Annotated in this window: 21 protein-coding genes, 1 tRNA gene and 1 pseudogene; 11 read left to right on the top strand and 12 right to left on the bottom strand. The window is 70.1% G+C overall.

The annotated features are described in order from the left end of the window. The first annotated feature begins 25 nt into the window (after positions 1–25). Positions 26–101: transfer RNA gene (locus tag JHD63_RS11380), tRNA-Arg, on the top strand. Between the two features lie 101 nt (positions 102–202). On the opposite strand, the gene JHD63_RS11375 is transcribed toward JHD63_RS11380, so the two are convergent. Continuing rightward, positions 203–1,402: a fatty acid desaturase gene (locus JHD63_RS11375; RefSeq protein WP_233167979.1), complete on the bottom strand. Its 1,200-nt coding sequence runs from the start codon at positions 1,400–1,402 to the stop codon at positions 203–205. Positions 1,403–1,694: 292 nt separating this feature from the next. Here JHD63_RS11375 and pyk point away from each other — a divergent pair, with 292 nt between their 5' ends. Next, a complete protein-coding gene (pyk, locus tag JHD63_RS11370) occupies positions 1,695–3,131 on the top strand; it encodes a pyruvate kinase (RefSeq protein WP_198970866.1) in 1,437 nt (478 codons plus the stop codon). A gap of 24 nt (positions 3,132–3,155) precedes the next feature. Here the strand turns inward: pyk and JHD63_RS11365 are convergent, their stop codons facing one another. The 4 genes from JHD63_RS11365 to JHD63_RS11350 all read right to left on the bottom strand — a co-directional run bounded on the left by JHD63_RS11365 (position 3,156) and on the right by JHD63_RS11350 (position 6,403). Beyond that, on the bottom strand, positions 3,156–4,106 hold the full coding sequence (locus tag JHD63_RS11365; protein ID WP_370590477.1) for a bifunctional helix-turn-helix transcriptional regulator/GNAT family N-acetyltransferase: 951 nt from the start codon (positions 4,104–4,106) through the stop codon (positions 3,156–3,158). 93 nt (positions 4,107–4,199) lie between these two features. Further along, entirely contained in the window at positions 4,200–4,967 is a 768-nt protein-coding gene (locus JHD63_RS11360; RefSeq protein WP_198970864.1) for a DUF481 domain-containing protein, read from the bottom strand. 133 nt (positions 4,968–5,100) lie between these two features. Beyond that, positions 5,101–5,673 carry a phosphatase PAP2 family protein gene (locus tag JHD63_RS11355; RefSeq protein WP_198970863.1) on the bottom strand — a complete coding sequence of 191 codons (573 nt, stop codon included), beginning with the start codon at positions 5,671–5,673 and terminating at the stop codon, positions 5,101–5,103. Further along, positions 5,660–6,403 carry a phosphatase PAP2 family protein gene (locus tag JHD63_RS11350; RefSeq protein ID WP_198970862.1) on the bottom strand — a complete coding sequence of 248 codons (744 nt, stop codon included), beginning with the start codon at positions 6,401–6,403 and terminating at the stop codon, positions 5,660–5,662. Before JHD63_RS11350 ends, JHD63_RS11355 begins: the two co-directional genes overlap by 14 nt. Before the next feature lie 155 nt (positions 6,404–6,558). Here JHD63_RS11350 and fba point away from each other — a divergent pair, with 155 nt between their 5' ends. Continuing rightward, positions 6,559–7,623: a class II fructose-bisphosphate aldolase gene (gene fba / locus JHD63_RS11345; RefSeq protein ID WP_198970861.1), complete on the top strand. Its 1,065-nt coding sequence runs from the start codon at positions 6,559–6,561 to the stop codon at positions 7,621–7,623. Between the two features lie 62 nt (positions 7,624–7,685). Next, entirely contained in the window at positions 7,686–8,600 is a 915-nt protein-coding gene (locus tag JHD63_RS11340) for a phosphoribosylaminoimidazolesuccinocarboxamide synthase (RefSeq protein ID WP_198970860.1), read from the top strand. 79 nt (positions 8,601–8,679) lie between these two features. On the opposite strand, the gene JHD63_RS11335 is transcribed toward JHD63_RS11340, so the two are convergent. Next, the gene (locus tag JHD63_RS11335; protein WP_198970859.1) at positions 8,680–9,600 is read right to left on the bottom strand and encodes a tetratricopeptide repeat protein; all 921 of its coding nucleotides are present in this window, start codon (positions 9,598–9,600) and stop codon (positions 8,680–8,682) included. Between the two features lie 97 nt (positions 9,601–9,697). Here JHD63_RS11335 and purE point away from each other — a divergent pair, with 97 nt between their 5' ends. Genes purE through JHD63_RS11315 form a run of 4 tightly spaced genes read left to right on the top strand, consistent with a single transcriptional unit; the run spans position 9,698 to position 13,392 of the window. Continuing rightward, complete coding sequence (purE, locus tag JHD63_RS11330; protein WP_198970858.1) at positions 9,698–10,186, top strand: 5-(carboxyamino)imidazole ribonucleotide mutase; 489 nt, start codon at positions 9,698–9,700, stop codon at positions 10,184–10,186. Then, positions 10,183–11,361 (top strand): 5-(carboxyamino)imidazole ribonucleotide synthase, encoded by a 1,179-nt coding sequence (locus tag JHD63_RS11325; RefSeq protein WP_198970857.1) that lies wholly within the window; start codon positions 10,183–10,185, stop codon positions 11,359–11,361. The genes purE and JHD63_RS11325 overlap by 4 nt, the downstream gene beginning before the upstream one ends. 1 nt (position 11,362) lies before the next feature. Further along, the gene (locus JHD63_RS11320; protein WP_198970856.1) at positions 11,363–12,367 is read left to right on the top strand and encodes an L-threonylcarbamoyladenylate synthase; all 1,005 of its coding nucleotides are present in this window, start codon (positions 11,363–11,365) and stop codon (positions 12,365–12,367) included. Positions 12,368–12,423: 56 nt separating this feature from the next. Continuing rightward, complete coding sequence (locus JHD63_RS11315; RefSeq protein ID WP_198970855.1) at positions 12,424–13,392, top strand: SGNH/GDSL hydrolase family protein; 969 nt, start codon at positions 12,424–12,426, stop codon at positions 13,390–13,392. A 93-nt stretch (positions 13,393–13,485) separates the two neighbouring features. Here JHD63_RS11315 and JHD63_RS11310 read toward each other — a convergent pair whose 3' ends face one another. The 3 genes from JHD63_RS11310 to JHD63_RS11300 form a co-directional block, all read right to left on the bottom strand. Beyond that, positions 13,486–14,232: an OmpW/AlkL family protein gene (locus tag JHD63_RS11310; RefSeq protein WP_198970854.1), complete on the bottom strand. Its 747-nt coding sequence runs from the start codon at positions 14,230–14,232 to the stop codon at positions 13,486–13,488. Positions 14,233–14,262: 30 nt separating this feature from the next. After that, on the bottom strand, positions 14,263–15,801 hold the full coding sequence (locus JHD63_RS11305; RefSeq protein WP_198970853.1) for an alpha/beta hydrolase family protein: 1,539 nt from the start codon (positions 15,799–15,801) through the stop codon (positions 14,263–14,265). Positions 15,802–15,969: 168 nt separating this feature from the next. Next, positions 15,970–16,569, bottom strand: coding sequence for a Crp/Fnr family transcriptional regulator (locus JHD63_RS11300; RefSeq protein ID WP_198970852.1), 600 nt, complete (start codon positions 16,567–16,569; stop codon positions 15,970–15,972). A 277-nt stretch (positions 16,570–16,846) separates the two neighbouring features. Between JHD63_RS11300 and JHD63_RS11295 the strand changes: the two genes are divergently transcribed. Further along, positions 16,847–18,466 (top strand): methyl-accepting chemotaxis protein, encoded by a 1,620-nt coding sequence (locus JHD63_RS11295; RefSeq protein WP_198970851.1) that lies wholly within the window; start codon positions 16,847–16,849, stop codon positions 18,464–18,466. Positions 18,467–18,647: 181 nt separating this feature from the next. Here JHD63_RS11295 and JHD63_RS11290 read toward each other — a convergent pair whose 3' ends face one another. Beyond that, positions 18,648–19,124, bottom strand: a complete 477-nt coding sequence (locus JHD63_RS11290) for an Lrp/AsnC ligand binding domain-containing protein (RefSeq protein WP_198970850.1) — start codon at positions 19,122–19,124, stop codon at positions 18,648–18,650. Positions 19,125–19,229: 105 nt separating this feature from the next. On the opposite strand from JHD63_RS11290, the gene putA reads away from it, so the two are divergent. Next, the gene (gene putA / locus JHD63_RS11285) at positions 19,230–22,967 is read left to right on the top strand and encodes a trifunctional transcriptional regulator/proline dehydrogenase/L-glutamate gamma-semialdehyde dehydrogenase (protein ID WP_198970849.1); all 3,738 of its coding nucleotides are present in this window, start codon (positions 19,230–19,232) and stop codon (positions 22,965–22,967) included. A gap of 36 nt (positions 22,968–23,003) precedes the next feature. Here putA and dacB read toward each other — a convergent pair whose 3' ends face one another. Continuing rightward, on the bottom strand, positions 23,004–24,518 hold the full coding sequence (dacB, locus tag JHD63_RS11280; RefSeq protein ID WP_198970848.1) for a D-alanyl-D-alanine carboxypeptidase/D-alanyl-D-alanine endopeptidase: 1,515 nt from the start codon (positions 24,516–24,518) through the stop codon (positions 23,004–23,006). Positions 24,519–24,557: 39 nt separating this feature from the next. On the opposite strand from dacB, the pseudogene tsaB reads away from it, so the two are divergent. Next, positions 24,558–25,085: pseudogene (tsaB, locus tag JHD63_RS11275) on the top strand (tRNA (adenosine(37)-N6)-threonylcarbamoyltransferase complex dimerization subunit type 1 TsaB); the annotation flags it as partial. Here the strand turns inward: tsaB and JHD63_RS11270 are convergent. Further along, positions 25,079–25,280 (bottom strand): hypothetical protein (locus JHD63_RS11270; protein WP_198970846.1); only part of this gene is annotated, 202 nt, incomplete at its 5' end. The pseudogene tsaB and the gene JHD63_RS11270 overlap by 7 nt on opposite strands.

Raw genomic sequence — 25,280 nt, 5'->3', positions numbered from 1 at the left:
CGGATCAGCCCGGTTGCCCGGGCATGCGGCTGTAGCTCAGTGGATAGAGTATTGGCCTCCGAAGCCAAGGGTCGTGGGTTCGATCCCCGCCAGCCGCACCAGCTCGGACATTCACGTCGCGCTGCTTTTTCTCAGCTTGTTGTGCCCGGAAAAAAGCCGCGCCCCTCTCGGAACGCGGCCTTCTGCGGCATATGGCGTGGCGTCAGGCGTTGGCGGCGGTCGGCCTGCGGATCTCGCTGGTGGCGCGGCCGCGGAAGTCGGTCCAGCACTGGCGTGTGAAGTCATACAGCTTGCAGGCGCGTGCGGTCTGGAAATACCACTTCCAGGAGAAGCGCTGGATCACGATGCGCCCGGGCAGCATCTGTTCCAGCAGCTTCTGCGCCTCCTTGAGCTTGTAGAGCGGAATGCTCATGTCCACGTGGTGGGCGGTGTGCTCCATGATGTGGTGCATCAGCGCGCCGATCTGCAGCGGGAAGGTCAGGTGCACCGTGGTCGATACGAAGGGCTGGGCTTTGCTCCAGGCGGCACGGTCGTCGTGCCAGGACACCTTCACGTGCGTGTGGTGCACGTAGACGACGAAGCCGATCATGGCGAACCAGAACATGATCGGGACCACGAAGCCGGCCAGCAGCAGGCGCAGCACGGACTGTTCGGTGGCGAGGGCGGTGGCGACCAGGCCGCCGATCCACAGCAGCGCGAAGCCTGACACCAGCAGGCAGTCCTTGGTGAAGATCGGACGGTGCGTGGTGGCCTTGCGGTCAGGGAAGAACATCTTGTTCCACCAGATCTCGATCATGTAATAGAGGCCTGGTGCCCAGCCGCTGCGGTAGAGGCGCTCCATGAAGCGGCGGGCCGGCGACAGCTTCTGGTACTCGTCCTGGGTCAGCGGCGCCCAGACGAAGTCCACGCCCTTCAGGTTGGTGAAGCCGTGGTGCACCACGTTGTGGCCCATGTCCCACAGGCTGTAGGGGGTGAGCGAGGGCAGGAAGGCAATGCGGCCGATCCAGCGGTTCAGTCCCCGGTGCGCGGTCAGGCTCTGGTGGCAGCCGTCATGGCCGATGATGAACAGGCGGCCGATGATGAAGCCTGCGGCCATGCCGCACAGCAGCATGGCCCACAGCGGTTCGGCGCTCACGGCGCCGGCGATGGCCGCAGCCAGCAGGGCGTAGTCCAGCAGCAGCAGCGCCACGGCGCGCAGCGTCGAGCGCTGGCACAGCGGGATCAGCCAGGAGCGGATGGTCTTGCGGTGCGGCAGTGGCGCCTCGGGCGCCAGCGGCGCGGGCAGCACCGGCTCGGACGCCGGTCGCGCCGGTGCGGCCGGCGCCGGGGCGTCTGCGATGAAGCCCGCGTGCAGCGATGCGGAAAGGGGCGCCGGCATGGCGCGTTCGGGAGTGGAACTCATGGCGGGAAGCAGATAGCGGCAAGGTTGCTCGGATGCCTGGGCGGGCGCGGTGCCGCGGCACCGGCGCTGCTTGGGAGCTTTGGGCGGGCGGCCTATGCGGCCACCTTTGCGACCTCGGATGGTAAGCGAGAGCCCGTGGCATGCGCATGACCGGGGTCAAAGGAAGTGGCTGCTCTGCCACAGGCCCGTGAGTTTCAGGGTGGTTACGGAGGCCGTATGGGTGCCGTGTGAGAATCTTCTTTCGCTATCCGCACTTTCCGTGCACATACTGAAAAAGCCCAGGAGACTCACCATGCGCCAGCGCCGTGCCACCAAGATCGTTGCCACCCTCGGACCCGCTTCCAGCGCGCCGGACATGCTGGAGCGCATGATCCGCGCCGGTGTCAACGTGGTGCGGCTGAACTTCAGCCACGGCACGGCGCAGGACCATATCGACCGCGCGCGCCTGGTGCGGGAGGCCGCCGTCCGCGCCGGCCGCGAGGTGGCCATCATGGCCGACCTGCAGGGCCCCAAGATCCGGGTCGGCAAGTTCGCCGAAGGCAAGGTGCTGCTGGAGCAGGGCGCGCCCTTCGTGCTGGACGCCTCCCGCGCCGAATTGGGCGACATCGCCGGCGTGGGCCTGGACTACAAGGAACTGCCGCGCGACGTGAAGCCCGGCGATACGCTGCTGCTCAATGACGGCCTGATCGTGCTCAAGGTCGACCGCGTGCTCGGTGAGCAGGTGCTGACGACCGTGAAGATCGGCGGCGAGCTGTCCAATAACAAAGGCATCAACAAGCAGGGCGGCGGCCTGACGGCACCCGCTCTGACGGCCAAGGACATGGAGGACATCAAGACCGCGATGAGCTTCCAGGCCGACTACGTGGCCGTGAGCTTCCCCAAGAACGCCACCGACATGGAAATGGCGCGCCAGTTGTGCAACGTCGCAGCGGCGGAACACCGCCATCGCCCGGGCCTGATCGCCAAGATCGAGCGCGCCGAGGCCATCCCCAAGCTCGAGGAGATCCTGCGCGTGAGCGACGGCATCATGGTGGCGCGCGGCGACCTGGCGGTGGAGGTGGGCAATGCCGCGGTGCCGGCGCTGCAGAAGCGCATGATCAAGCTGGCGCGGGAGCACGACAAGGTCGTGATCACTGCCACCCAGATGATGGAAAGCATGATCACCAACCCGGTGCCCACGCGCGCCGAGGTCAGCGACGTGGCCAACGCCGTGCTCGACGGCACCGACGCGGTGATGCTCTCGGCCGAGACGGCCGCCGGCCGCTACCCCCTGGAAACGGTGGAGGAAATGGCCGCAATCTGCTCGGCCGCCGAGGCCGCAGAGGACGTCAAGCTCGACGCCGACTTCACCGGCCAGACCTTCGGCCGCATCGACCAGTCGATCGCCATGGGCGCGCTGTTCACGGCCCACCATCTGGGCGCCAAGGCCATCGTGGCGCTGACCGACAGCGGCTCGACCGTGCTCTGGATGAGCCGTCACCGCATCCACGTGCCGATCTACGCGCTCACGCCGCGCGTGGCCACCCAGCGCCGCATGGCGCTCTACCGCAACGTGCGTCCGCTGCTGATGGACAGCAGCCTGGACCGCGACACCGCACTGGCCGATGCCGAGCAGCACCTGAAGAGCCGCGGCATCGTCCACAGCGGCGACGTCTACGCCATCACCTGCGGCGAGCCCATGGGTGCTCCGGGTGGCACCAACATGCTGAAGGTGTGCCGCGCGGCCTGAGAGGCAGAGGCCTTGCGGCTTGTGTCAGGCGGCCTCGGAGGGCCGCACCCGCCGGAAGCGCTGCTCGGTGGTTTCCTTGCCCCACTGGGCGGCGCTCACCTCCTCCGTCAGCCTGAAGCCGGCGTCGTCGTAGAGCCGCCGCGCGGCGCCCAGGCCGCTCAGGGTCCAGAGCTCGATGGCCGGGTAGCCCTGACGATCGCAGAAGGCGATGGCCTGGGTCAGCAGGCGCCGGCCTGTGCCGCTGCCGCGCACGCCGTCGTCCAGGATGAACCAGCGCAGATGCGCCGCTTCGGGGCCGAAGTCGTCCGCATCGATGGCGATCGAGCCGAGCACCGCATCTCCCTGCAGCGCTACCCAGACTGCGTTGCGCGGGTCGTCCAGCCGGTCCGAGAACTCCGCCAGCTCGCGCGCCAGCTTGGCCTCGAAGAAGCGCCCGAAGCCTCGTTCGCGTGCGTAATAGCGCGCATGCATCTCCACGATGCGCCCCAGCGCGCCGGGCGGCAGGCCGCGCGCGATCTCGATGGGCGGCGCGGACTGCGCTGCGGCCTCCTCCCCAGGCTGCCGTGCGGCTCGCAGCGCCTGGGCATAGGCGGCCAGGCCCTGGGCCACGGTGCCATGCTGGTGCGGCGGCAACTGGTGCAGCGCCTGCCGCACCTGGTTGCGCGCGAAGCGGTGGATGCCTTCCACCTGCGCGCGGCCCTGGGCCGTCAGGGCCAGTGACTTCTCGCGGCCATCCGGGCGCGTGGCTTCCTGCGCCACGCTGCCGGCGGCCACCAGCCGGGCCAGCAGCCGGCTCACGCTGGACTTCTCCAGCCGCAGCCGCCGGCCCAGGTCGGATGCCGTGCATCCGCCGCCTTGCTCCAGCTCGATCAGCGCATGCACCGCGGACGGCGACAGCGCGGAGCCGGCCAGCGTGGCGTCCATGAAGCCCAGCTCGCGCACCAGTGCGCGCGAGGCGGTGCGGATCGCCTCCACGGGGTCGGGCTGGGGGCGGGTGAAAGATCGGGGCGGCGAGGTCATAAGGTTGCATATTACAACCATTTGAGCGGTTCGTCCCCGCCCGCCTGGCTAATCGAAGCGCAGCGACACACCGGTGACGAAGGCGGTGTCGATGCGCTTGAGGCCCACGCCGGGATCGGTGTTGTAGCGGTAGGCGAAGCCCGCCGTCAGATTGAGCGTCGGCGTCATGGCCACCGACAGGCCGGTATCGATGGAGGCGCGGTACGAACCCTGGTCGGTCAGGTTCGGGTACAGGGTCAGCTTCTGCCGCAGCTTGGTGGTGTCGGTGAGCTTGTGGCTCGATTCCTCGGCCAGCACCAGTTCGGTACGTCCGTACTCGCCGCGCGTCTGGTCCAGCACTTCAGTCGGCGTGACATAGGCGTCCTGCGTGTAGCCCAGGCCGAGCGATATGTCCAGGCTGTTATCGTCGCCCTTGAGCAGGTGGCGGCCGAAGCCGCCGGCAATCGAGTAGCGGTGCGCGATGTTGGAGGGCCGGTCGCGCAGCATGTCGATCGAGCCGAACTTGAAGGAATTCACCGAAATGTCGCGGTTGTACTGCGAACCCAGCGCATAGCGCTGTGCCGACTTGGCGCCGTCCACCCGGCCGTAGTTGAGCTGGCCGTGGGCCGTGAGCTTGTCGTGCTCGGTGACCCGCGCCGCTTCGCCGCTGGCATTGATCGCCGTGGTGTCGCTGTTGCCCGAGGTGGCGTTGCCGCCTGCGGAGAAGAGATAGCGCCACTGGCCGTCCGGCTTGAGCGTGACCTGGGCCCATGCGTCCGTGGAAAGACCAAATGCGACGGCCGAACCGACGGCCAGCATGAATGCGCGCAACTTCAAGATGGACCTCTTCCTCTTTTCTTTCTGCATCTGCTGCCAGCCTGTGGCAACCCTGCCGTGATGGTGCATCGCAACGGCAACCCGGTTCCACCTGCGGTGGTCGCGAGTTGTATCAAGGTGCTAGCGGCGGCGACTAGGGATGCTCGGCGGAATACGTCCCGCGCATCGCGGACGCATGGGCGAAGCGCCGCGACACCCAGCGCCACGCCGCATGCACCGAGCAGGCCGCGGCCGAGCCCACCAGTGCGCCCGCCAGCACGTCGGACGGAAAGTGCACGCCCAAACACAGGCGGCTCCAGGCGATCAGCAGCGCGCCGGCGAAGGCTGCGGCCACGCCCCAACGTCCTATCCGGGCCTGCTGCAGTGCCACGGCGAAGGCGAAGGCTCCTGCCGCGTGCAGGCTGGGGAAGCCGGCGCCATTGCCATGCGCGATCCACTGCCGCCCCAGGCCGAAGGCGGCCGGCCGCGGTATCTGGAGCCAGTGGCGCAGCCATTGCGCCACCACCCAGGCCAGCAGCAGCGCGAGAACGGCCTGCAGTGCTGCCACGCGAAGGCTCCGGTTTCCGCGCAACGCGGCCGCCACCAGCATGACGGCGGACAAGGCCGGTACGGCCTGCGAGGCCAAGCGTGCCAGCGCGAGCACCGCCACGGGCGTCTGCGGGCCGGCGTTGACCCAGAGGAACAGCGCGATCTCAGGCGATTGCATGGGGCTCTCGCCGGGTGCCGAAGCGAGCGCGCAGCAGGGTCGCCATCGCATCGCACAGCCAGGCGGTGGTCCAGCAGATCCAGCCGGTCCAGAGGGTGTGGCTCATGAAATGGGCGCCCCGCGCCTGTTGCGACAGCCCGAGCAGCAGCCCCGCGGCCAGGCTTGCCATCAGCCACCGGAACGCGGCCCTGGGCTGCGCCCGGCGCAGCACGAACCAGCCCCCGATGAAGGCGAAGCCCGCCGAGGCATGGCCCGCGGGAAAGCAGCGGCCGCCGCCGCCGTCCGCCACGCCGAACGCCCAATGCGACACATATGGCGCGCTGCCGCCGAACATGCTCAGGTCCCAGGGGCAGCTGGTGTGGCTGGTGGATTTCAGCAGGGCAACCGCCAACAGGGCCAGCAAGCTCGTCGCCACCAGTTGCAGGCGTGCCGGCCGGTCGATGCGGCGCAGCACGCCCACCGGACGCCAGACGGCCGCCGCCAGCACGGCCAACAGCAGCCAGGACAGCATGCGGGCGCCGCGGTGCAGCCCCTGCTCGAACAGCCAGGCGTCGCGCAGCGCAAAGCCTTGTGCCGAACCGAACCAGCGTGCCAGCGGCAGGTCCAGCCCCGAGGCATCCCACAGCAGCAGCGCGGCCAGCGATGCGGCGGTGACGCCCAGCAGGCGCGCCGCGGAGGCGCGGCCCGCCGGCAGGGGGGTCGTGATGGTGGTCAGGGCAGGTCGCGGCATGACGCGCAATGTAGTGAGCCTGTCTGAACCTTTCGTGAACATCCAGGGCCCCGGTTGACAGCCGCCGCGCGAGGGGCCCCGCTAAAATCCCCGGTTACGGCGCCGTTACCACGTGGGTGCACCGTTCTCTTCAACCCCCTTTCCGGACCACGACCATGGCACTAGTCTCGATGCGCGAGTTGCTCGACCACGCCGCAGCCAACGGCTACGGCATCCCCGCCTTCAACGTCAACAACCTGGAGCAGGTCCAGGCGGTGATGGAAGCGGCCAAGGAAACCGGCGCGCCCGTGATCCTGCAGGCCAGCGCGGGCGCGCGCAAGTACGCAGGCGAAGGCTTCATCAAGCACCTGATCCAGGCCGCCGTCGAGAGCTATCCCCACATCCCCCTGGTCATGCACCAGGACCACGGCCAGAACCCGGACGTGTGCCAGGGCGCGATCGACCTGGGCTTCTCGTCGGTGATGATGGACGGCTCGCTCGAGGCCGACGGCAAGACCATCGCCAGCTATGAGTACAACGTCGACGTGACGCGCAAGGTGTCGCAACTGGCGCACAAGGTCGGCGTCACGGTGGAGGGCGAGCTGGGCTGCCTGGGCTCGCTCGAAACCATGAAGGGCGACAAGGAAGACGGCCACGGCACCGACGACACCATGACGCGCGAGCAACTGCTCACCGACCCCGAGCAGGCCGCCGACTTCGTCAAGCAGACGCAGATCGACGCGCTGGCCATTGCCATCGGCACCAGCCACGGCGCCTACAAGTTCACGCGCGAGCCCACCGGCGACATCCTGGCGATCGACCGCATCAAGGAAATCCACCGCCGCATTCCCAACACCCACTTGGTGATGCACGGCTCATCGTCCGTGCCGCAGGAGCTGCTGGCCATCATCCGCCAGTACGGCGGCAACATGAAGGAGACCTACGGCGTGCCGGTCAAGGAAATCCAGGAGGCCATCAAGCACGGCGTGCGCAAGATCAACATCGACACCGACATCCGCCTGGCCATGACCGGCGCGGTGCGCAAGTTCCTGTTCGAGAACCCCGAGAAGTTCGACGCCCGCGAATGGCTCAAGCCCGCGCGCGAGGCCGCCAAGCAGATCTGCAAGCAGCGCTACATCGAGTTCGGCTGCGAGGGCCAGGGCGCCAGGATCAAGGGCGAGCCGCTGCAGGTCGTGGCTGCGCGCTATGCCAAGGGCGAGCTCGCGCAAGTGGTGAACTGAGCCGCCTTGCCCTGCTCGGGGCCGTCGTGGGACGGCCCCTGCCATTACGCACAATCTCCTCCATGACCGCCCCCCTCGCCCTCCATACCTCTGCCCTGACCTCCCTGCCGCTGCTCGCGCGCGGCAAGGTGCGCGACAACTACGCCGTCGGCGACGACCGCATCCTGATGGTCGCCAGCGACCGGCTCTCCGCGTTCGACGTGATCATGGGCGAGCCCATTCCCGGCAAGGGCGTGCTGCTGACGCAGATGGCGCTGTTCTGGTTCGACAAGCTCGGCCACCTGTGCCCCAACCACCTGACCGGCGAGGCGCCCGAGAGCGTGGTGAGCGCGGCCGAGATCCCGCAGATCAAGGACCGCTCGATGCTGGTCAAGCGCCTGAAGCCGATCCCGGTCGAGGCCGTGGTGCGCGGCTACCTGGCCGGCAGCGGCTGGCAGGAGTACCAGCAGACGCAGTCGGTCTGCGGCGTGCCGCTGCCCGCCGGCCTGAAGAACGCCAGCCCCCTGCCCGAGCCGATCTTCACGCCCGCCGCCAAGGCCGCCATGGGCGAGCACGACGAGAACATCCGCTACGAGCAGGTGGTGCAGATCGTTGGCGCCGAACTGGCCGCGCAGATCCGCGACACCAGCATCGCCATCTACCAAGCCGCCGCCGCGATCGCGCGCGAGCGCGGCATGATCATTGCCGACACCAAGTTCGAATTCGGCCTGGACGCCGACGGCACGCTGGTGCTGATGGACGAAGTGCTCACCCCCGACAGCTCGCGCTACTGGCCGGTGGAGGGCTACGACGCCGCCTTTGCCGCCGGCACCAACCCGCCGAGCTACGACAAGCAGTTCGTGCGCGACTGGCTCCAAGCCGTGCGCATCCACGGCAAGCCCTGGGACAAGACGCCGCCGGCGCCGCGCCTGCCGCAGGACGTGATCGAGAAGACCGCGGCCAAGTACCGCGAGGCGCTGCAGCGGCTCACCGGCTGAGCGGCGACTTCGTGTTCCATGGCAAGAGGCCGGCGCGCAGCAAGCGTTTCCGGCCTTTTTCCCTGGAGATCCGGACGGATCAGCTCAGCACCACGGAACTCAGGCGCCGGCGGTAGGTCGCCACCACCGGGTCGTCCGGCGGGATCTGGCCGTCGGCCACCTTGGGCTTGGACGGCTCGATGATGTCCAGGATGGCGATGAAGGTCTTGCGCGCCAGGTCCTCGTTCCAGGACTTGTCGCGCATCAGGATTTCCAGCAGCTCGTCCATCGCCGCGGTCCATTGCTGGCCGGCCATCAGCAGGCGGGCGCGGTCGAAGCGCGCCGCGAAATCGCGCCTGTCGGCGGCAATCTTTGCATCAAAATCGGCTGCAGCCCTAGTGGAATCTGGGTTTTGTGCTGCGAAATCAATAGCATCCATCCAGCGCTGCAGGGCCTGGAGCCGGCGCACCGTCGCGGCCTTGGCGATCACCGGGGCGAACGCGACCTTGGCGTCGTCGTCGCGCCCCAGCGTCAGCAGCAGCTTGACGTAGTCGAAGCGCGCGTCGTCGTTGGCCGGGTCGGTGGCGACGGCGTGCTGCAGCTTCTCCAGCGCGGTTTCGGTGTCGCCCTCGGCCAGCGCCTCCTGGGCCAGCTCCTCTTCCTGCGCCGCGGCGCTTTCCTCGGCGCTGGGCACGTGCTTGTCGAGGAAGGTCCGGATCTGCGCCTCGGGCACGGCGCCGACGAAGCCGTCCACCGGCTGCCCGCCCACGAACAGCACGCAGAACGGAATGCTGCGCACGCCGAACATCTGCGACAACTGCTGCGAGATCTGCGGCACCTTGTCGGCGTCCAGCTTGGCCAGCGTGAAGCGGCCGGCGTATTCGGCCTCGAGCTTCTCGAGCACCGGGCCGAGCTGCTTGCAGGGCCCGCACCATTCGGCCCAGATGTCCAGCAGCACCGGCTGCGCCATCGAGCCGTCAATCAGTTCGGACTGGAAATTCTCTAGGGTGATATCGATCATGGGCTTGGGGGCTCAACGCGTTCCAAAAGTAAAATCAGGGGTTGCTTCACATCACACCACGGACGGTGCCGGCGACGGCGCAGGCCCTTCCTCTGCTATGACACCCCTCTCCATTGGCGTGGTCATGGGCTCCAGCTCCGACTGGGACACCATGCAGCACGCGGTCCAGATTCTCCAGCAATTCGGCGTGGCGCATGAAGCCCGCGTGGTTTCGGCCCACCGCATGCCCGACGACATGTTCGCCTACGCCGAAGCGGCCGCCGCGCGCGGCCTGGCGGCCATCATCGCCGGTGCCGGCGGCGCGGCGCACCTGCCCGGCATGCTGGCGGCCAAGACCACGGTGCCGGTGCTCGGCGTGCCGGTTCCCAGCCGGCACCTGCAGGGCGTCGATTCGCTGCACAGCATCGTGCAGATGCCCAAGGGCATCCCGGTCGCCACCTTCGCCATCGGCGCGGCCGGCGCGGCCAATGCGGCGTTGTTTGCCGTGGCCATGCTGGCGGTGGGCAACCCGGCGCTGCGCGCGCAGCTCGACGCCTTCCGCGCCGAGCAGACCGCCGCCGCGCGCGCCATGGCGCTGCCGGCATGACGGCGGCCGTCACCCTGCTGCCGGCGTCCAGCGAGGTGACGCTGGGCGTGCTCGGCGGCGGCCAGCTGGGCCGCATGTTCGTGCACGCGGCGCAGAGCATGGGCTTCTTCACGGCGGTGCTCGACCCGGACCCGGCCAGCCCGGCCGGCCGCGTCAGCCACCACCATGTGCAGACCGACTACCTCGACCCGCAGGGCCTGGCGCAACTGGCCGGGCTGTGCGCGGCCGTGACCACCGAATTCGAGAACGTGCCCGCCGCCGCGCTGGCCGCGCTGGCCGAGCGCCTGCCGGTCGCGCCGGCCGCCGCGGCCGTGGCCATCGCCCAGGACCGCGCGGCCGAGAAGGCGCACTTCGTGCGTTGCGGCGTGCCCTGCGCGCCCTATGCGGTGATCGAGACGGCCGCGCAGTTGGCCGCCGTCGACGCCGCCCTGCTGCCGGGCATCCTCAAGACCGCGCGCCTGGGCTACGACGGCAAGGGCCAGGTGCGCGTGGCCGACCGCGCCGCGCTGGCCGACGCCTGGGCGCGGCTGCAGCACGCGCCCTGCGTGCTCGAGCAGATGCTGCCGCTGGCGGCCGAATGCTCCGTGATCCTCGCGCGCGGCGCCGACGGCACCGTGGTGCACCTGCCGGTGCAGCGCAACCTGCACCGCGACGGCATTCTGGCCGTAACCGAGGTTTATGAGGGAAATATCCCTCCAGCCCAGGAGCAGTCTGGGCTTCATGCTGCGAAATCAATAGCAGATGGCCTGGACTACGTCGGCGTGCTGTGCGTCGAATTCTTCCTGCTGCAGGACGGCCGGCTGGTGGTCAACGAGATCGCGCCACGGCCGCACAACAGCGGCCACTACAGCATCGACGCCTGCGACCTGTCGCAGTTCGAGCTGCAGGTGCGCGCCATGGCCGGCCTGCCGCTGGTGGCGCCGCGCCAGCACAGCCCGGCGGTCATGCTCAACCTGCTGGGCGACCTGTGGCGTGCCCCCGGCGCCAGCGAAGCGCGCACGCCGCCCTGGGACCGGGTGCTGGCGCTGCCGGGCGCGCACCTGCATCTGTACGGCAAGCAGACCCCCGCGCGCGGCCGCAAGATGGGCCACCTGACCCTCACCGCCGCCACGCCCGAGGCGGCGCGCGCCGTGGCGCTACAGGCCTGCGCCGTGCTGGGCATCGACCCGTTCTGACATGATCCTGGACGGCCAATCCCCCGACGCCATCGCCCAGGCCGCCGACGTGCTGGCCGGCGGCGGCCTGATCGGCCTGCCGACCGAAACCGTCTACGGCCTGGCCGCCGACGCGTCCAGCGACGCGGCGGTGGCGCGCATCTTCGCCGCCAAGGGCCGGCCCAGCGACCATCCGCTGATCGTGCACCTGGCGCCGGGCGGCGCCGGCGCCATGCCGCCGGGCGTGGCGCACTTCGCCGCCGCGCTGCCGGACTTTGCCGAGCGCCTGATCCAGGCCTTCTGGCCCGGGCCGCTGACCTTGATCCTGCCGCGCCGCCCCGGCGTGGCCGCAGCCGCCGCCGGCGGGCAGGACTCGGTCGGGCTGCGCTGCCCCTCGCACCCGGTGGCGCAGGCGCTGCTCACCGCCTGCGCCGCGCGCGGCGTGATGGGCCTGGCGGCGCCCAGCGCCAACCAGTTCGGCCGGGTCAGCCCGACCACGGCCGCCCACGTGCAGGCCGAGTTCGGCCCCAGCCTGCCGGTGCTCGACGGTGGCCCCTGCGCGGTGGGCATCGAATCCACCATCGTCGACTGCACCCGTGGCGCGCCGGTGCTGCTGCGCCCCGGCGCCATCACACGCGAGCAGGTGGCGGCGGTCTGCGGCCTGCCGCAGCACGGCGCGGCGCTGCAAGGCCCCGCGCCGCGCGCCTCCGGCACGCTGGAGGCGCACTACGCGCCGCAGGCCAAGGTGCGCCTGATGGACGCCGGCGCACTGCAGACCGGCCTCGATCTGCTGGGCGCCGAGGCCCGGCACCTTGCCGTCTATGCGCGCGCACCGCTGCAGGCCCGCTCGGCCGCGGTGCTGCTACGGCGCATGCCCGACGATGCCGAGGCCGTCGCACAGCAGCTCTTTGCCGTGCTGCGCAGCTTCGACGAGCAGGGCGTGCACCTGATCTGGATCGAGACGCCGCCCGCGCACGCCGCCTGGGAAGGCGTGCACGACCGATTACAAAGAGCGGCCGCGGCGTGACGCCGCCCGATCCGCGCCCTCGTTACACTCACCCGCACCTTTCTGGAGATTTCCCAATGATTGCAAACTGGTTGCGCCGCACCGCCCTGCTGGCGCTGTGCGCATCGGCCGCACTGCTGGCCGCTTGCGGATCGAGCACCGTCGAATCCGCGGTCACGCCGACCCGCATCGTGGTTTTTGGCGACGGCCTGAGCGATCTCGGCGAAAACGGCGGCCACTACACGGTCAACGACGGCAGCGTCAACATCTGGACCCAGCAGTTCGCGGCAAGCTACGGCCTGAATCTGAAAACGGCCTCGGCCGGCGGCACCAGCTATGCCCAGGGCAATGCGCGCGTGGTCCTGACGCCCGACGCGGCCGGCGGCACCAGCACCAAGACGATCGCGCAGCAGATCGACACCTTCCTGGCGTCGGGCGGCGCCATCGGCGGCTCCGACGTCTTCGTCGTGAGCGGCGGTACCTCGGACATCATCGCGAACCTGGCGGCCTATTCGGCCGGCACGCTGACCGGCGATCAGTTCCTCGCCAACGTGGCGACCGCAGGCCAGGCCCTGGCCACGCAGGTCCAGCGGCTGCGCTCGGCCGGCGCCAAGTACGTGCTGGTGACCGGGTCCTATGACATGAGCCGTTCGCCACTGGCCATCAAGCGCGGCCAGACCGACATCCTGAACAAGGCCAGCAAGCAGTTCAACGATTCGCTCCAGGTGAACATCGCCGACTTCGGCAACAACGTCCTCTACGTGGACAGCGCCTACTACTACAACCTGCTGACCGGCCTGCCGGGCACCTACAACTTCCAGGATTCGACGACCGTGGTCTGCACCTCGGTGGATGCCGGCCCGGGCATCGGCATCGGCACCGGCCAGATCAACTCGGCCCTGTGCAACACCAACACCCTGATCAACACCATTCCGGGCAACCTCAGCTACAACAGCTACGTCTTTGCCGACTACGTGTACTTCACGCCTGCGGCGCAGCGGTTGTTTGGCACCTACGTATATACGCGCTTCAGGGCGCGTTTCTAGGCTTGCGCCGGCCCCCTCGCGAGGGGATGGCCAGCAACAAAAAGGCCCGCGGGACACAGGTCCCGCGGGCCTTTTTGCAGGCCGCGCACCGCGTCAGAAGCGGTAGCCGGCGGTCAGGGTGAACACTGCGGGGCGGAACCGGATGTCGATCTCGCGCGCCGCGCCAGCGGTGGTGGCCACCAGGTGGGACTTCACGCGGGCCGTGGCCAGTGCGGCATGGACCGACCAGCGGGCATCGATCCTGTAGTCCACCCCTATCTGCGCCGCCAGGCCCCAGGAGTCGCTGAGCCGGATGTCGGTCGGGCCGCCGTTCAGGGCATTGCCGGTCGCGGTGGAGGTGCGCTTGTCGAAGTTGGTGTAGTTGATGCCCAGCCCGACGAACGGGCGCCAGCGGCTCTCCGGCTGGCCGAACGCGTAGTTCAGGAACAGCGTGGGGGCGAGCTGGCGCACCTTGGCGACGGTCTGGCCGTTGATGTACTGCACGTTCTCCGGCAGGCTGGGCGACAGCTTGGCCTTCACCTCATGGGTCGGCGGGTAGCCCATGGCCAGCTCCACCTCCAGGTTGTCGTTGAGCGCGCGGGCGATGGAGAAGAACAGCGTGCCCTTGTCCTCCACCTTGAGGCTCACGCCCGAAGGCGGGCCGGGCAGCAGGGGCCCGACGGCATCGGTGGCGCGTGAGTGCGGCGCAATGTGCGTGTAGCCCAGGCGCACCGTGTAAGGCGTGGACGGGGTGGGAGAGGACAGCGACGACAGGAAGGACTGCGAGTCCGATTGCGCCATGGCGCTGCCGCCCGAGGCCAGGAGCAAGCCGGCCACTGCGAGGGATGTGCTGGTTTTCATGATGTTGTTCCTCTGATGGTCGGGCACCGCTCAGCCGCCAGCGGCCAGCACCTGTTGGAAGAAGCCCCGCGCGGCCGCAAGGCAGAACGGCGGCAGCAGCGAGCCGTGGTAGGCCGTCACCACCGCAGTGGGGCCGCCCGCGGCCAGGGTGGCCGCCTTGCTTTGCGCGAAGCCGAGCTTGGCAGCTGCGAACGGGTCGGTGGCGCCGGTGACCGGGGCCTCCATGTCCAACACCGTCAGCGCCGCCGCGGGCAGGCCGCGCGCCTTGAAGTAGCCGGCGGTGGCCTGCGTGCTGGCAAAGTTCACCGTCGGGTCCTGGGCGCCGCCGCAGAAGAGCACCGGCTTGTTGGGCACGAAGTTGCGCAGGTCGTTGGCCACGGCGGCCTTGCGGAAGCCGGTCGACGGCGAGCAGGCCAGCGGCGTGGTAGAGGCGAGCGAAGCCGCCGTGGGCGGGAACGCATTGCCGGGGCAGACGTTGGTGACGACGTCGGTTGCGCTGGCGGTCAGGAAGCTCTGGCGCAGCAGGTTGTTGGGGCCGTAGAAGGCCGCGAACGCAGGCGAAGCCGGCCCGGGCACCGCGTTGGTGGGGAACAACGCGGTCTGCGGCAGCTTGCCGGTGGAGAACAGCGTGGCGGTCGGCGTGGTGCTGGGCAGCAGCGTGTCGATGCCGTTGGCGTACTGCGCCTCGTACAGGTCGCTGGTGCTGCCGTAGACGTTGCCGAACTGCTTCTGCCAGCTGGTGGAGAGCAGCGGCACGAACACCGTCCCGCCGAGCGCCGGTGCCCCCAGCGTGGTGTAGTCCAGCAGCAGGCTGATGGCCGAGGGCGCCGACAGCGGGGCCGCGGCGGTCACGGTCTGGCCGGCGGCCTGCAGGGCGCGCTGCGTGGCCAGCGCCACGTAGCCGCCCTGCGAATAGCCGGTGATCAGCAGCTTGCCCGAGTCGCGGGCGCCGGCGAGCACCGGCAGCGCCTTGCGCGCGGCGGTCAGCGAGTCGATCATGTCCTTGGACTGCTGGTCGCCGTTGAGGTAGGGGTGGTAGGGCAGCGGGGAGATGTCGTAGCCGGCGTAGTTGGGCGCAACCACGATGAAACCCTGCGCCGCGTAGAACGCCGCGATCAGCGAGCCTTCGTTGGCGCCGGAGTTGCTCGTATTGACGATGTCGGCGATGTTGTAGGCCTTGTCGGTGGTGGTGCCGTGGGCATAGAGCACGATCGGGCGCGCGCCGCTGCAGGCCGGGTCGCTGCCGGTGGGCACCATCAGCGCGCCGCTGGCCTTGGTGGCCTCGTTCACGCCGCCGACCGTGCCGTACTGGATGTAGTGGAAGTTGACCCCGCACTTGGGCGTACCCGCGATCTGCAGCAATTGCTTGCCCGAGGCGCTGCCGTTCAGGCGGTCGGCGAACTGCTGCGCGGTGAGCGCCGTGACCCGCAGCGGCGGGTTGTAGATCAGCGAGCCGCGTGCGCCGCTGTTGTCCACGGTCTCGCTGCCGCCGCTGTCCGAGCCGCCGCCGCCACAGGCGGCCAGCAGTGCGACGGCGGTGCCGATCACCAGCGTGTGAAGGGGTTTCATCCGCATCTCCTAGGTCATGTTGAATGGGTTTTGTCTAAAAATAGAACGAGCGTTCTTTTTTCCGTCGTCATCGTAAGCAACGATGCCGCCCTGTATCTACGGGGTAAGTACTAGCGTGGGCTGCAGCCAACAGCAGTTGGAGTTTGTTACACCGCTCGGCGCGCGACGTCACATCGCCACCGAACTCAGCTCGCAGTGCCAGCGATCGCGGCGCACGAGTTGCTGGGTCTGCTCAAGCACGCGCAGGCTGCGCGCCACGGTTTCGCGCGTGGTGCCCAGCAGTTCGGCCAGCACCGTCTGGGTTGGCAGGCGCACGCAGCGGCTGCCTTGCTCCGTGGCCATCAGTTGCAGCGCCGCCCACAACTGGGCCGGCGCGCCGCCCACGCGCATGGCCTGTGCCCAGTCGGCCAGCAGGCCGAATTCGCGGATGTGGGCGTGTACCAGGTTCCACCACACCCGGCGGTTGAGCAGGCCCAGGCTGCGCGCGGCGGCAAACTCGATTTCGCAGAGCCGGCCGCTGGAGGCGCCGACGCAGGTCAGGGCATCGGGTTGATCCACCAGTGCGAATTTTCCGAACGTATAGCCGCGCCCGGCCAGGCCGACGCCGCGCGCGCGGCCATCGGTGGAGTGCCGCAGCATCAATGTGGAGCCGGTCTTCACAATGCGCAGCGAGGTGGCGATCTGGCCTTGCTCCTGCAGCACCTGGCTTCTGTGAAAAGGGCGCTCCTGGATCAGCGCGGCAAGGCCGTCGCGTTCGGGCGCCCCCATGCTGCCAACGGGGCAGAAGCTGCGGCTGGCGCAGTTTTCGCAGGCGGTCTGAGCCGCCCGGAGGCGCGGGACTGCGCGGGTTGATCCCGACGAGTCACCCTTGAGCACACGCATCTCCCATCTCCATCTACCAAACGGGCAGCGTAACTTCGCCGTGGAGGGCGCCTTTCGAAAAACCGTCTGATCCATCACATTCGCGTCGAATTGAGACGGAGTCCGCACCAGCGCGCGTTGCGGATTTCATAAGATCCTATGTTTCATCGCTGAACAGGCGGCCATGCGAATCAATCAACCCGTGACCGAGCGCGAGCATCGCATCGACCCCAGCGCCACGCTGCTGTCTACCACCGACATGCACAGCCACGTGCGTTACGCCAATGCCGCTTTCGTCAAAGTCAGCGGCTTCGACCGCGACGAACTGCTGGGCGAGCCGCACAACGTGGTGCGCCACCCCGACATGCCGGCCCAGGCCTTCGCGGACATGTGGGCCACGCTCAAGTCGGGCATGTCCTGGTCGGGGCTGGTGAAGAATCGGCGCAAGAACGGCGATCACTACTGGGTGCGTGCCAATGCCACTCCGGTGGTGTGCGGAGAAGAGCTGGTGGGCTACCTATCGGTGCGCACCGCAGTGGCAAACGACGAGGTGGCCGAGGCGGAGTCGCTTTACCGCCGGTTCCGCGAAGGACGGGCGCGTGGCCTGGCCTTCCGCAAGGGTTTGATCGTGCGCACCGGCCTGGGCGCAGTGGGCTCGCTACTGCAGACCCTGCCGCTGCGCTGGCGCATCCATGCTGGGCTGCTGGTCTTGTTGCCCTGCGTGGCGGCGGCAGCGGCCGCAGGCGGCCTGCACGGCGCCGGGCTGGCATTGCTGGTGGTCCTCACGGCGACGGCGTTGCTGGGCTGGGCCGCCTGGGTGGAGTGGCAACTCCTGCGCCCGCTGCAACTGGTGCTGCGCCAGGCCTCCCGCCTGGCCGCCGGGCAGGCAACCGAGAAGGTGACGCTCAACCGCATCGACGCCATCGGCATGCTGCTGCGCGCCGTGCAGCAGGCCGGGCTGAACCTGCGCTCGCTGGTGGACGACGTGAGCCTGCAGGCACGCGGCGTCGAGGAGGCCAGCGGCGCCATCGCCGTTGGCAACCGGGAACTGCGCAGCCGCACCGAGGAAACCGCGGCCAGCCTGGAGCAGACAGCGGCGGCCGTGACGGAAATCACCGCCAACGTAAAAGCCAACGCCGACACAGTGCGCGACGCCGCGGCCCTGGCCATGGAGGCGGCCCGGGCCGCGCGCGACGGCGGTGCGGTAGTGGGCCAGGTGGTCGACACCATGGCGCGGATCGAACAGGCCGGCAAGCGCATCGGCGAGATCATCGGCACCATCGAAAGCATTGCGTTCCAGACCAACCTCCTGGCGCTGAACGCGGCGGTGGAGGCGGCGCGTGCCGGCAAACAGGGGCGTGGCTTCGCCGTGGTGGCTGCCGAAGTGCGGGGGCTGGCGCAGCGTAGCGCGGCGGCGGCCGGCGAGGTCAGGATCATGATCGGCGACAACGACAGCCGTGTGCAGGCCGGCAGCGTGCTGGTCGAAACGGCGGGCCGTTCAATGACGGCCATCGTGTCCCAGGTCAACCAGGTGGCGGCGTTGATCGAGCGCATCAGCCATGCGACGTCCGAGCAGGCCGGCAGCGTGGCCGAGGTCAACACCGCGGTACGCCACCTCGATCAGATGACGCAGCGCAACGCGGTGCTGGTCGAGCAGGCCTCGCTCGCCTCCGACGAACTGGAGAAGCAGGCCGTCAGTCTGAGCGAGGCGGTGGAGGTGTTCTCATCCAGGTCGGAGCCGGCACCGGCCCGACGGCAGGATGCACCGCCGCAGCAGCGCCAGCGGCGGCTGGCTGGCGTCTGAAGTTTCGGGGGTGCCGGCGCCCGCACGCGCTCGGCTCCGCTCCGGGAACCCTGTGTCCCCTGCTGGATCGGCGGGGCGCCTTCAGTTGTCCGCCGCGCGGCGTATGTCGCCCACGGGCACCAGAAGCCGCACCCCTGTGAAGCGGAGGCGAAGACGCAAAGCGCGCAGCCTGGGGGCGGCGTCATTCCAGGTACAGCCGGCTGGAGTGCTTGACCTCTTCCATCACCGCGTACGTGCGTGTCTCCCGCACGCCGGGCAATTGCCACAGCACCGTTCCCGCGAAATTCCGGTAAGCGTTCATGTCCGCACTGCGCGTCTTGAGCAGATAGTCGAAACCACCCGCCACCATGTGGCACTCCATGATCTCCGGGCGCGCTTGGACCGCTGCCTTGAACTGGTCGAACACGTTGGGCGTGGTGCGGTCCAGCAGCACCTCGACGAACACGAGCATGCCGGCACCGAGTTTGAGCGGATTGAGCCGCGCTTCGTAACCCAGGATGTAGCCGTCGCGGGTGAGCCGCTGCACGCGTGCCAGCACCGCCGTGGGCGACAGCGCCACGCTCTCGGCGAGCTTGAGGTTGGCGATACGGCCATCCTCCTGCAGGATGTTCAGTATTTTTCGGTCGATGCGATCCAGTCCGGCTTCCGTGTTGGTCATCAATGGTGAGTTGTTTGGCGGTATTCGAAATTTTCGAATATTAATTCGATGGCGCAGGCCGGATGATGGCGCACTTCATCCTCGCCGCCCTCGACGCTCGCCACCATGTCTCTCGCCCCAGTTCCCGCCCCCGCGTTCGATTCCCGCGCAGCGGACACCGACCCGCTGCGCCACGCCATCACGGCGGCCCACCGGCGTTCTGAACCCGAGGCCCTGGCGCCGCTGCTCGACCTGGCGCGTCTGCCCGAGGACATGGCCCAGGAGGTGCAGGATCTCGCACTGAAGCTGGCCGGCACGCTGCGCAGGCGCAAGAGCGCCGGGGGCCGCGCCGGCATCGTGCAGGGGCTGCTGCAGGAATTCGCGCTGTCGTCGCAGGAGGGCGTGGCGCTGATGTGCCTGGCCGAAGCGCTGCTGCGCGTTCCCGATGCCGCCACGCGCGATGCGCTGATCCGCGACAAGATCGGCGCCGGCGACTGGGAGCGCCACCTGGGCAAGAGCCCCTCGCTGTTCGTCAACGCCGCCACCTGGGGCCTGCTGCTCACGGGCAGGCTGGTGGCCACGCACAGCGAGCGCGGCCTCACGTCCGCGCTGCGCCGGCTCACGGCCAAGGGCGGCGAGCCGCTGATCCGCAAGGGGGTGGACATGGCCATGCGCATGATGGGCGAGCAGTTCGTGACCGGCGAGACCATCGGCCAGGCCCTGGCCAACGCGCGCGCACTGGAGGCGCAGGGCTTTCGCTATTCGTACGACATGCTGGGCGAGGCTGCGCTCACCGCGGAAGACGCCGCGCGCTACATGCAGTCGTACGTCGAGGCCATCCACGCCATCGGCAAGGCCTCCGCCGGCCGCGGCGTGTATGAAGGCCCGGGCATCTCCATCAAGCTGTCCGCGCTGCACCCCCGCTACAGCCGCGCGCAGCACCCGCGCGTGATGGGCGAGCTGTATCCCATGGTGCTGCAACTGGTGGAACTGGCGCGCGGCTATGACATCGGCCTGAACATCGATGCCGAAGAAGCCGACCGGCTGGAACTGTCGCTCGACCTGCTCGATCGCCTGTGCCACGCCCCTTCGCTGGCGGGCTGGAACGGCATCGGCTTCGTGGTCCAGGCCTACCAAAAGCGCTGCCCGTTCGTGATCGACTTTTGTGTCGACCTGGCGCGCCGCACCCGGCACCGGCTGATGATCCGCCTGGTGAAGGGCGCCTACTGGGACAGCGAAATCAAGCGCGCCCAGGTGGACGGCCTTCCCGACTACCCGGTGTACACCCGCAAGTCGCACACCGACGTGTCCTACATCGCCTGCGCCCGCAAGCTGCTGGCGGCGCCCGACGCCGTGTACCCGCAGTTCGCTACGCACAACGCGCAGACGCTGGCCACCCTCTACCACCTGGCGGACCCCGGCCGCTACCAGCCCGGCCAGTACGAATTCCAGTGCCTGCACGGCATGGGCGAGCCGCTGTACGAGCAGGTCGTGGGCGCACTCGGCGCCGGCAAGCTCGGCCGTCCCTGCCGCATCTACGCGCCCGTGGGAACGCATGGGACGCTGCTGGCCTACCTGGTGCGCCGCCTGCTCGAGAACGGCGCCAACACCTCGTTCGTCAACCGCGTGGCCGACGCCACGCTGCCGCTGGAAACGCTGGTCGGCAGCCCCGTGGCCTCAGTGGACGCCGACACCGCCAACGAAGGCCGCGCCGCCTTGCCCCATCCGCGCATTCCGCTGCCGCCTTCGCTGTACGGGCCGCAACGCACCAACTCGGCAGGACTGGACCTGTCCAACGAACAGGTGCTGACCACCCTCCACCAGGCCCTGGGCCAGTCCCGGCGCCACTGGCAGGCCGCGCCTCTGATCGCCGGCACGGTGGCGGCGGGTACCGTATCGCCCGTGCGCAACCCGGCCAGCCACAACGACATCGTGGGCGAGGTGCAAGAGGCCAGCGCAGACGACGTCGACACCGCCCTGCGGGCCGCCCAGGCGGCCCAGCCGTTGTGGGCAGCGGCCCCGCCTGCGGAGCGCGCCGCCCTCTTGCGCCGCACCGCCGACCTGCTGGAAGCCGGCATGCCGGCGCTGCTGGGCCTGCTGATGCGCGAGGCCGGCAAGACCTGCGCCAACGCCATAGCCGAAGTGCGCGAGGCGGTGGACTTTCTGCGCTACTACGCCGCGCAGACGGAACAGCACTTTGACAACGCCACGCACCGCCCGCTGGGCCCCGTGGTGTGCATCAGCCCCTGGAACTTCCCGCTCGCGATCTTCCTGGGCCAGGTGGCCGCCGCGCTGGCCGCCGGCAACACCGTGCTGGCCAAGCCGGCCGAGCAGACGCCGCTGGTCGCGGCCGAAGCCGTGCGCCTGCTGCGCCACGCCGGCGTGCCGGAAGGCGCCGTGCAACTGCTGCCCGGCCGCGGCGAAACCGTGGGCGCGCGCCTTGTCGGCGATGCGCGCGTGATGGGCGTGCTGTTCACCGGCTCCACCGAAGTCGCACGCCTCCTGCAGCGCGGCGTGGCCGGCCGGCTGGACGCCAACGGCCGCCCGATTCCGCTGATCGCCGAGACCGGCGGCCAGAACGCGATGATCGTGGACTCGTCCGCGCTGGTGGAGCAGGCGGTGGCCGACGTCGTCGCTTCGGCCTTCGACAGCGCCGGCCAGCGCTGTTCCGCCCTGCGCGTGCTGTGCGTGCAGCAGGACGCCGCGGAGCGCGTGCTCACCATGCTCAAGGGCGCGATGGCCGAGTTGCGCGTGGGCAACCCCGGCGAACTGGCGGTGGACGTGGGCCCGGTGATCGACGAAGAAGCCCGCGCCGGGATCGAGCAGCACATCGCCACGCTGCGCGCGCAGGGCCGCAAGGTCTTCCAGCCGCCCGCGCCGGGCGACGTGCTGGCGCGGGGCGGCTTCGTCCTGCCCACGCTGATCGAGCTGGACGGCATCTCCGAGCTGCGCCGCGAGGTGTTCGGCCCCGTGCTGCATCTGGTGCGCTATGCGCGCGGCGAGCTCGATGCGCTGCTCGACCAGATCAACGCCACCGGCTATGGCCTGACGCTGGGTCTGCACACGCGCATCGACGAGACCGTGGAACGCGTGGTGCAGCGCGCCCGCGCGGGCAACGTCTACGTCAACCGCAACATGGTCGGCGCCGTGGTGGGCGTGCAGCCCTTTGGCGGCGAAGGCCTGTCGGGCACCGGCCCCAAGGCCGGCGGGCCGCTCTATCTGCTGCGCCTGCTGTCGCAGCACCCCGCGCAGGCGGCCCGCGCCGCCATCGGGACAACCGCCGTCAGCACGCCGGACGCCACTCCACGCCACGCCCTGCAAGCGCCGCTGGGGGCCCTGGCCGAGTGGGCCCGCGCCTCCGGCCGCAAGCCCCTGGCGGCCACCTGCGAGGCCCTGGGGGAGGCGTCGTGCGCAGGCCTGCGCTGCACGCTGCCCGGCCCGACCGGCGAGCGCAACCAGTACACGCTGGCGCCCCGCGCCCGCACGCTGTGCCTGGCCCAGAACGAGGCCGACCGGCTCACGCAACTGGCAGCCGTGCTGGCGGTGGGCGGCACCGCCGTGTGGCCCCGCGATGCGGCCGCACTGCGCGCCATGCTGCCACCGGCCGCGCAGGCCCGCATCGCGCTGGTGGACGATTGGCGCGATGCCCAGGTGGCGCCGGATGCGGTGCTGCACCACGGCAGCGCCCACGCCCTGCGCAGCGTGTGTGCCGACGTGGCGCGGCGGCCCGGCCCCATCGTCCACGTCACGGGCCTGCCGGAGGGCGCCACCGCCGTGCCGCTGGAGCGCCTGGTGATCGAACGCGCGCTGAGCGTGAACACCGCCGCCGCGGGCGGCAACGCCAGCCTGATGACCATGGCCTGAGAAGGCGTGAACGAACCCGCCGGGCCGCCCTCCTGGTCAGGGCTGGCGCGCGGCCCAGTCCACCAGCGCGTCGAAGGCCGGCCGGGCGGCGCCGGCGTTCGGGTGGTTGACGACGGCCACCAGCACCCAGCGCTGGCCGTCCTCACCATGCACGAAGCCGGCCACGGCGGCCACGTCGCGCAGGCTGCCGGTCTTCAGGTGCGCGCTGCCGCTGCGCGCGCGGCTGCGGCGCAGCGTGCCGTCCACGCCGGCAATGGGCAGCGAGGCCAGCAGCTCGGGCATCTGCGGCGAGCGCCAGGCCGCCTGCAGCATGCGCGCCAGGCCCAGCGCGCTGATGCGCGCATCGCGGCTCAAACCTGCGCCGTTGTCGATCAGCGGTACCGGCTCGGCCGTGCCCATGCGCTCGCGCCACCACTGCTCGAACACCGCGCGCGAACCCTCGAAGCTGCCGGTGCCGCGCGCCTGCAGGCTCAGCGTGAGAAAGAGCTGCTGCGCCATCACGTTGTTGCTGTACTTGTTGATGTCGCGGATCACCTCCGCCAGCGGCGGCGAGGCGACCTGCAGCGTGGGCGGCGTGCCCGCGGGTGCGAGTCCGTCACGCACCCGCCCCGCCAGCCCCCCGCCCAGCTCGCGCCACAGGCCCTCGACCGCGCGCTCGGCGTAGCGCTGCGGATCGGCGTAGGCCATGGGCCAGGATTTCTCGCCGCAGGCGGCCGGAAAGCTGCCTGCCAGCGCGATGCGGGCCGGGTTCAGCAGGTCGGCCTGCAGGCCCGCGCGCCAGTCGCCGCAGGCGCTTCCGGCAGGCGCCAGCGGCACGCGCGGCGGCAGGCGCACGCCCGCCAGCGGCGGCTCCATGCGCACCAGGGCGCTGCCGGCGGCCGGGTCGGGCACGAAGTTCAGCACCACCGACTTGAAGTTGACCAGCAGCGCGTCGGGCGCCGCGTTATAGGGCCGGAACGGCTCGCCGTCGAATTCCGCCGGGTCGTGCGCCGGCAGGGCGAAGGCGCTGCGGTCGAGCACGATGTCGCCGGCAACGTTGCGCACGCCCTGCGCCTGCACCCGGCGCAGCAGCAGCCACAGGCGTTCCAGCACCAGCGCCGGGTCGCCCTGGCCGCGTATCGTCAGGTCGCCCTGCAGCGTGCCGGCCGCGTCCACCGGGCCGCCCAGGAAGACCTGGGTGTTCCAGGTGTAGGCCGGCCCCAGCAGGTCCAGGCCGGCGTAGGTGGTGACCAGCTTCATCACCGAGGCCGGATTGACCGGAGCCTGGGCGCGCAGCGCCAGCCGCGGCGCGCCGCCGGAGGCCTCGGCGACCACCATGGCCACCGCCTCGCGCGGGATGCGCGCGCGTGCCAGCGCGGCATCGACCTCGGCCGGCAGCGCGCCCGGCGGCAGCGCCTGGGCGGCGGCCGCAGCGCCCAGGAACAGCCCGCAGGCCAGCAGGCAGACCGCGGCGGTGCGGCGTTGCAGACGAAGGAGGAGGCGGATCGAGGAGGGGCTCACGGCAGGCAGGCGGTTGGCGCACGGGGCAGGGCCGCGCCAGTCTATCGGCATGCGCGGCGCCGCCGTGGGGCAGCGCCGATAATCCTGCCGATGCAGATCGACCCGTCCGCGCCCTTGCTGGCCTTCGACACCAGTACCGAGCTTCTTTCGGTCGCCCTCTGGCACCAGGGCCAGTCGTGCACCCATGCCGGCGCCGGCGGCGCCCAGGCCTCGGCCACGCTGATCCCGGCGGCGCAGGCGCTGCTGGCGGCGGCGGGCATCGGCTTCGCGCAACTCGGCGCCATCGTCTTCGGGCGCGGCCCGGGCTCGTTCACCGGGCTGCGCACCGCCTGCGCCGTGGCGCAGGGCCTGGCCTACGGCGCCACGCCGGCCGGCCTGCCGGTGCTGCCGGTGGACACGCTGCTGGCCGTGGCCGAGGATGCCCGCCACCGGCACGGCGCCGAGCGCGTGGTGGCCGCGCTGGACGCGCGCATGGACGAGGTCTATGCCTGCGCCTGCCGCTACGACGCGCAGCGCGCCCGCTGGCACATGGACGGCGCCCTGGCGGTGCTCGCGCCCGAGGCGGTGCGCGTGCCCGCCGGCTGGGCGCTGGCCGGCAATGCGCGCGCGGCCTACGGCCTGTCTCTTATACACATCTGACGCTGCCGACGAAGAGAACCTAGTGTAGATGTCGGTGGGGGGCGGAGGAGTAAAAAGGGGGGGGGGGGGGGGGGGGGGGGGGGGGGGGGGGGGGGGGGGGGGGGGGGGGGGGGGGGGGGGGGGGGGGGGGGGGGGGGGGGGGGGGGGGGGGGGGGGGGGGGGGGGGGGGGGGGG

Source organism: Xylophilus sp. ASV27, from assembly GCF_016428875.1.
Lineage (GTDB): Bacteria > Pseudomonadota > Gammaproteobacteria > Burkholderiales > Burkholderiaceae_C > Xylophilus.
Note: the sequence above shows the minus strand (reverse complement) of the source record. Positions and strands in the feature narration are given on the sequence as shown.

Coding starts and splice junctions, on each gene's coding strand:
- JHD63_RS11375 (WP_233167979.1), bottom strand. CDS start 1,402: ATGAGTTCCACTCCCGAACGCGCCATGCCGGCGCCCCTTTCCGCATCG.
- pyk (WP_198970866.1), top strand. CDS start 1,695: ATGCGCCAGCGCCGTGCCACCAAGATCGTTGCCACCCTCGGACCCGCT.
- JHD63_RS11355 (WP_198970863.1), bottom strand. CDS start 5,673: ATGCAATCGCCTGAGATCGCGCTGTTCCTCTGGGTCAACGCCGGCCCG.
- JHD63_RS11350 (WP_198970862.1), bottom strand. CDS start 6,403: ATGCCGCGACCTGCCCTGACCACCATCACGACCCCCCTGCCGGCGGGC.
- fba (WP_198970861.1), top strand. CDS start 6,559: ATGGCACTAGTCTCGATGCGCGAGTTGCTCGACCACGCCGCAGCCAAC.
- JHD63_RS11340 (WP_198970860.1), top strand. CDS start 7,686: ATGACCGCCCCCCTCGCCCTCCATACCTCTGCCCTGACCTCCCTGCCG.
- JHD63_RS11335 (WP_198970859.1), bottom strand. CDS start 9,600: ATGATCGATATCACCCTAGAGAATTTCCAGTCCGAACTGATTGACGGC.
- purE (WP_198970858.1), top strand. CDS start 9,698: ATGACACCCCTCTCCATTGGCGTGGTCATGGGCTCCAGCTCCGACTGG.
- JHD63_RS11325 (WP_198970857.1), top strand. CDS start 10,183: ATGACGGCGGCCGTCACCCTGCTGCCGGCGTCCAGCGAGGTGACGCTG.
- JHD63_RS11320 (WP_198970856.1), top strand. CDS start 11,363: ATGATCCTGGACGGCCAATCCCCCGACGCCATCGCCCAGGCCGCCGAC.
- JHD63_RS11315 (WP_198970855.1), top strand. CDS start 12,424: ATGATTGCAAACTGGTTGCGCCGCACCGCCCTGCTGGCGCTGTGCGCA.
- JHD63_RS11310 (WP_198970854.1), bottom strand. CDS start 14,232: ATGAAAACCAGCACATCCCTCGCAGTGGCCGGCTTGCTCCTGGCCTCG.
- JHD63_RS11305 (WP_198970853.1), bottom strand. CDS start 15,801: ATGAAACCCCTTCACACGCTGGTGATCGGCACCGCCGTCGCACTGCTG.
- JHD63_RS11300 (WP_198970852.1), bottom strand. CDS start 16,569: ATGGGGGCGCCCGAACGCGACGGCCTTGCCGCGCTGATCCAGGAGCGC.
- JHD63_RS11295 (WP_198970851.1), top strand. CDS start 16,847: ATGCGAATCAATCAACCCGTGACCGAGCGCGAGCATCGCATCGACCCC.
- JHD63_RS11290 (WP_198970850.1), bottom strand. CDS start 19,124: ATGACCAACACGGAAGCCGGACTGGATCGCATCGACCGAAAAATACTG.
- putA (WP_198970849.1), top strand. CDS start 19,230: ATGTCTCTCGCCCCAGTTCCCGCCCCCGCGTTCGATTCCCGCGCAGCG.
- dacB (WP_198970848.1), bottom strand. CDS start 24,518: ATGCCGATAGACTGGCGCGGCCCTGCCCCGTGCGCCAACCGCCTGCCT.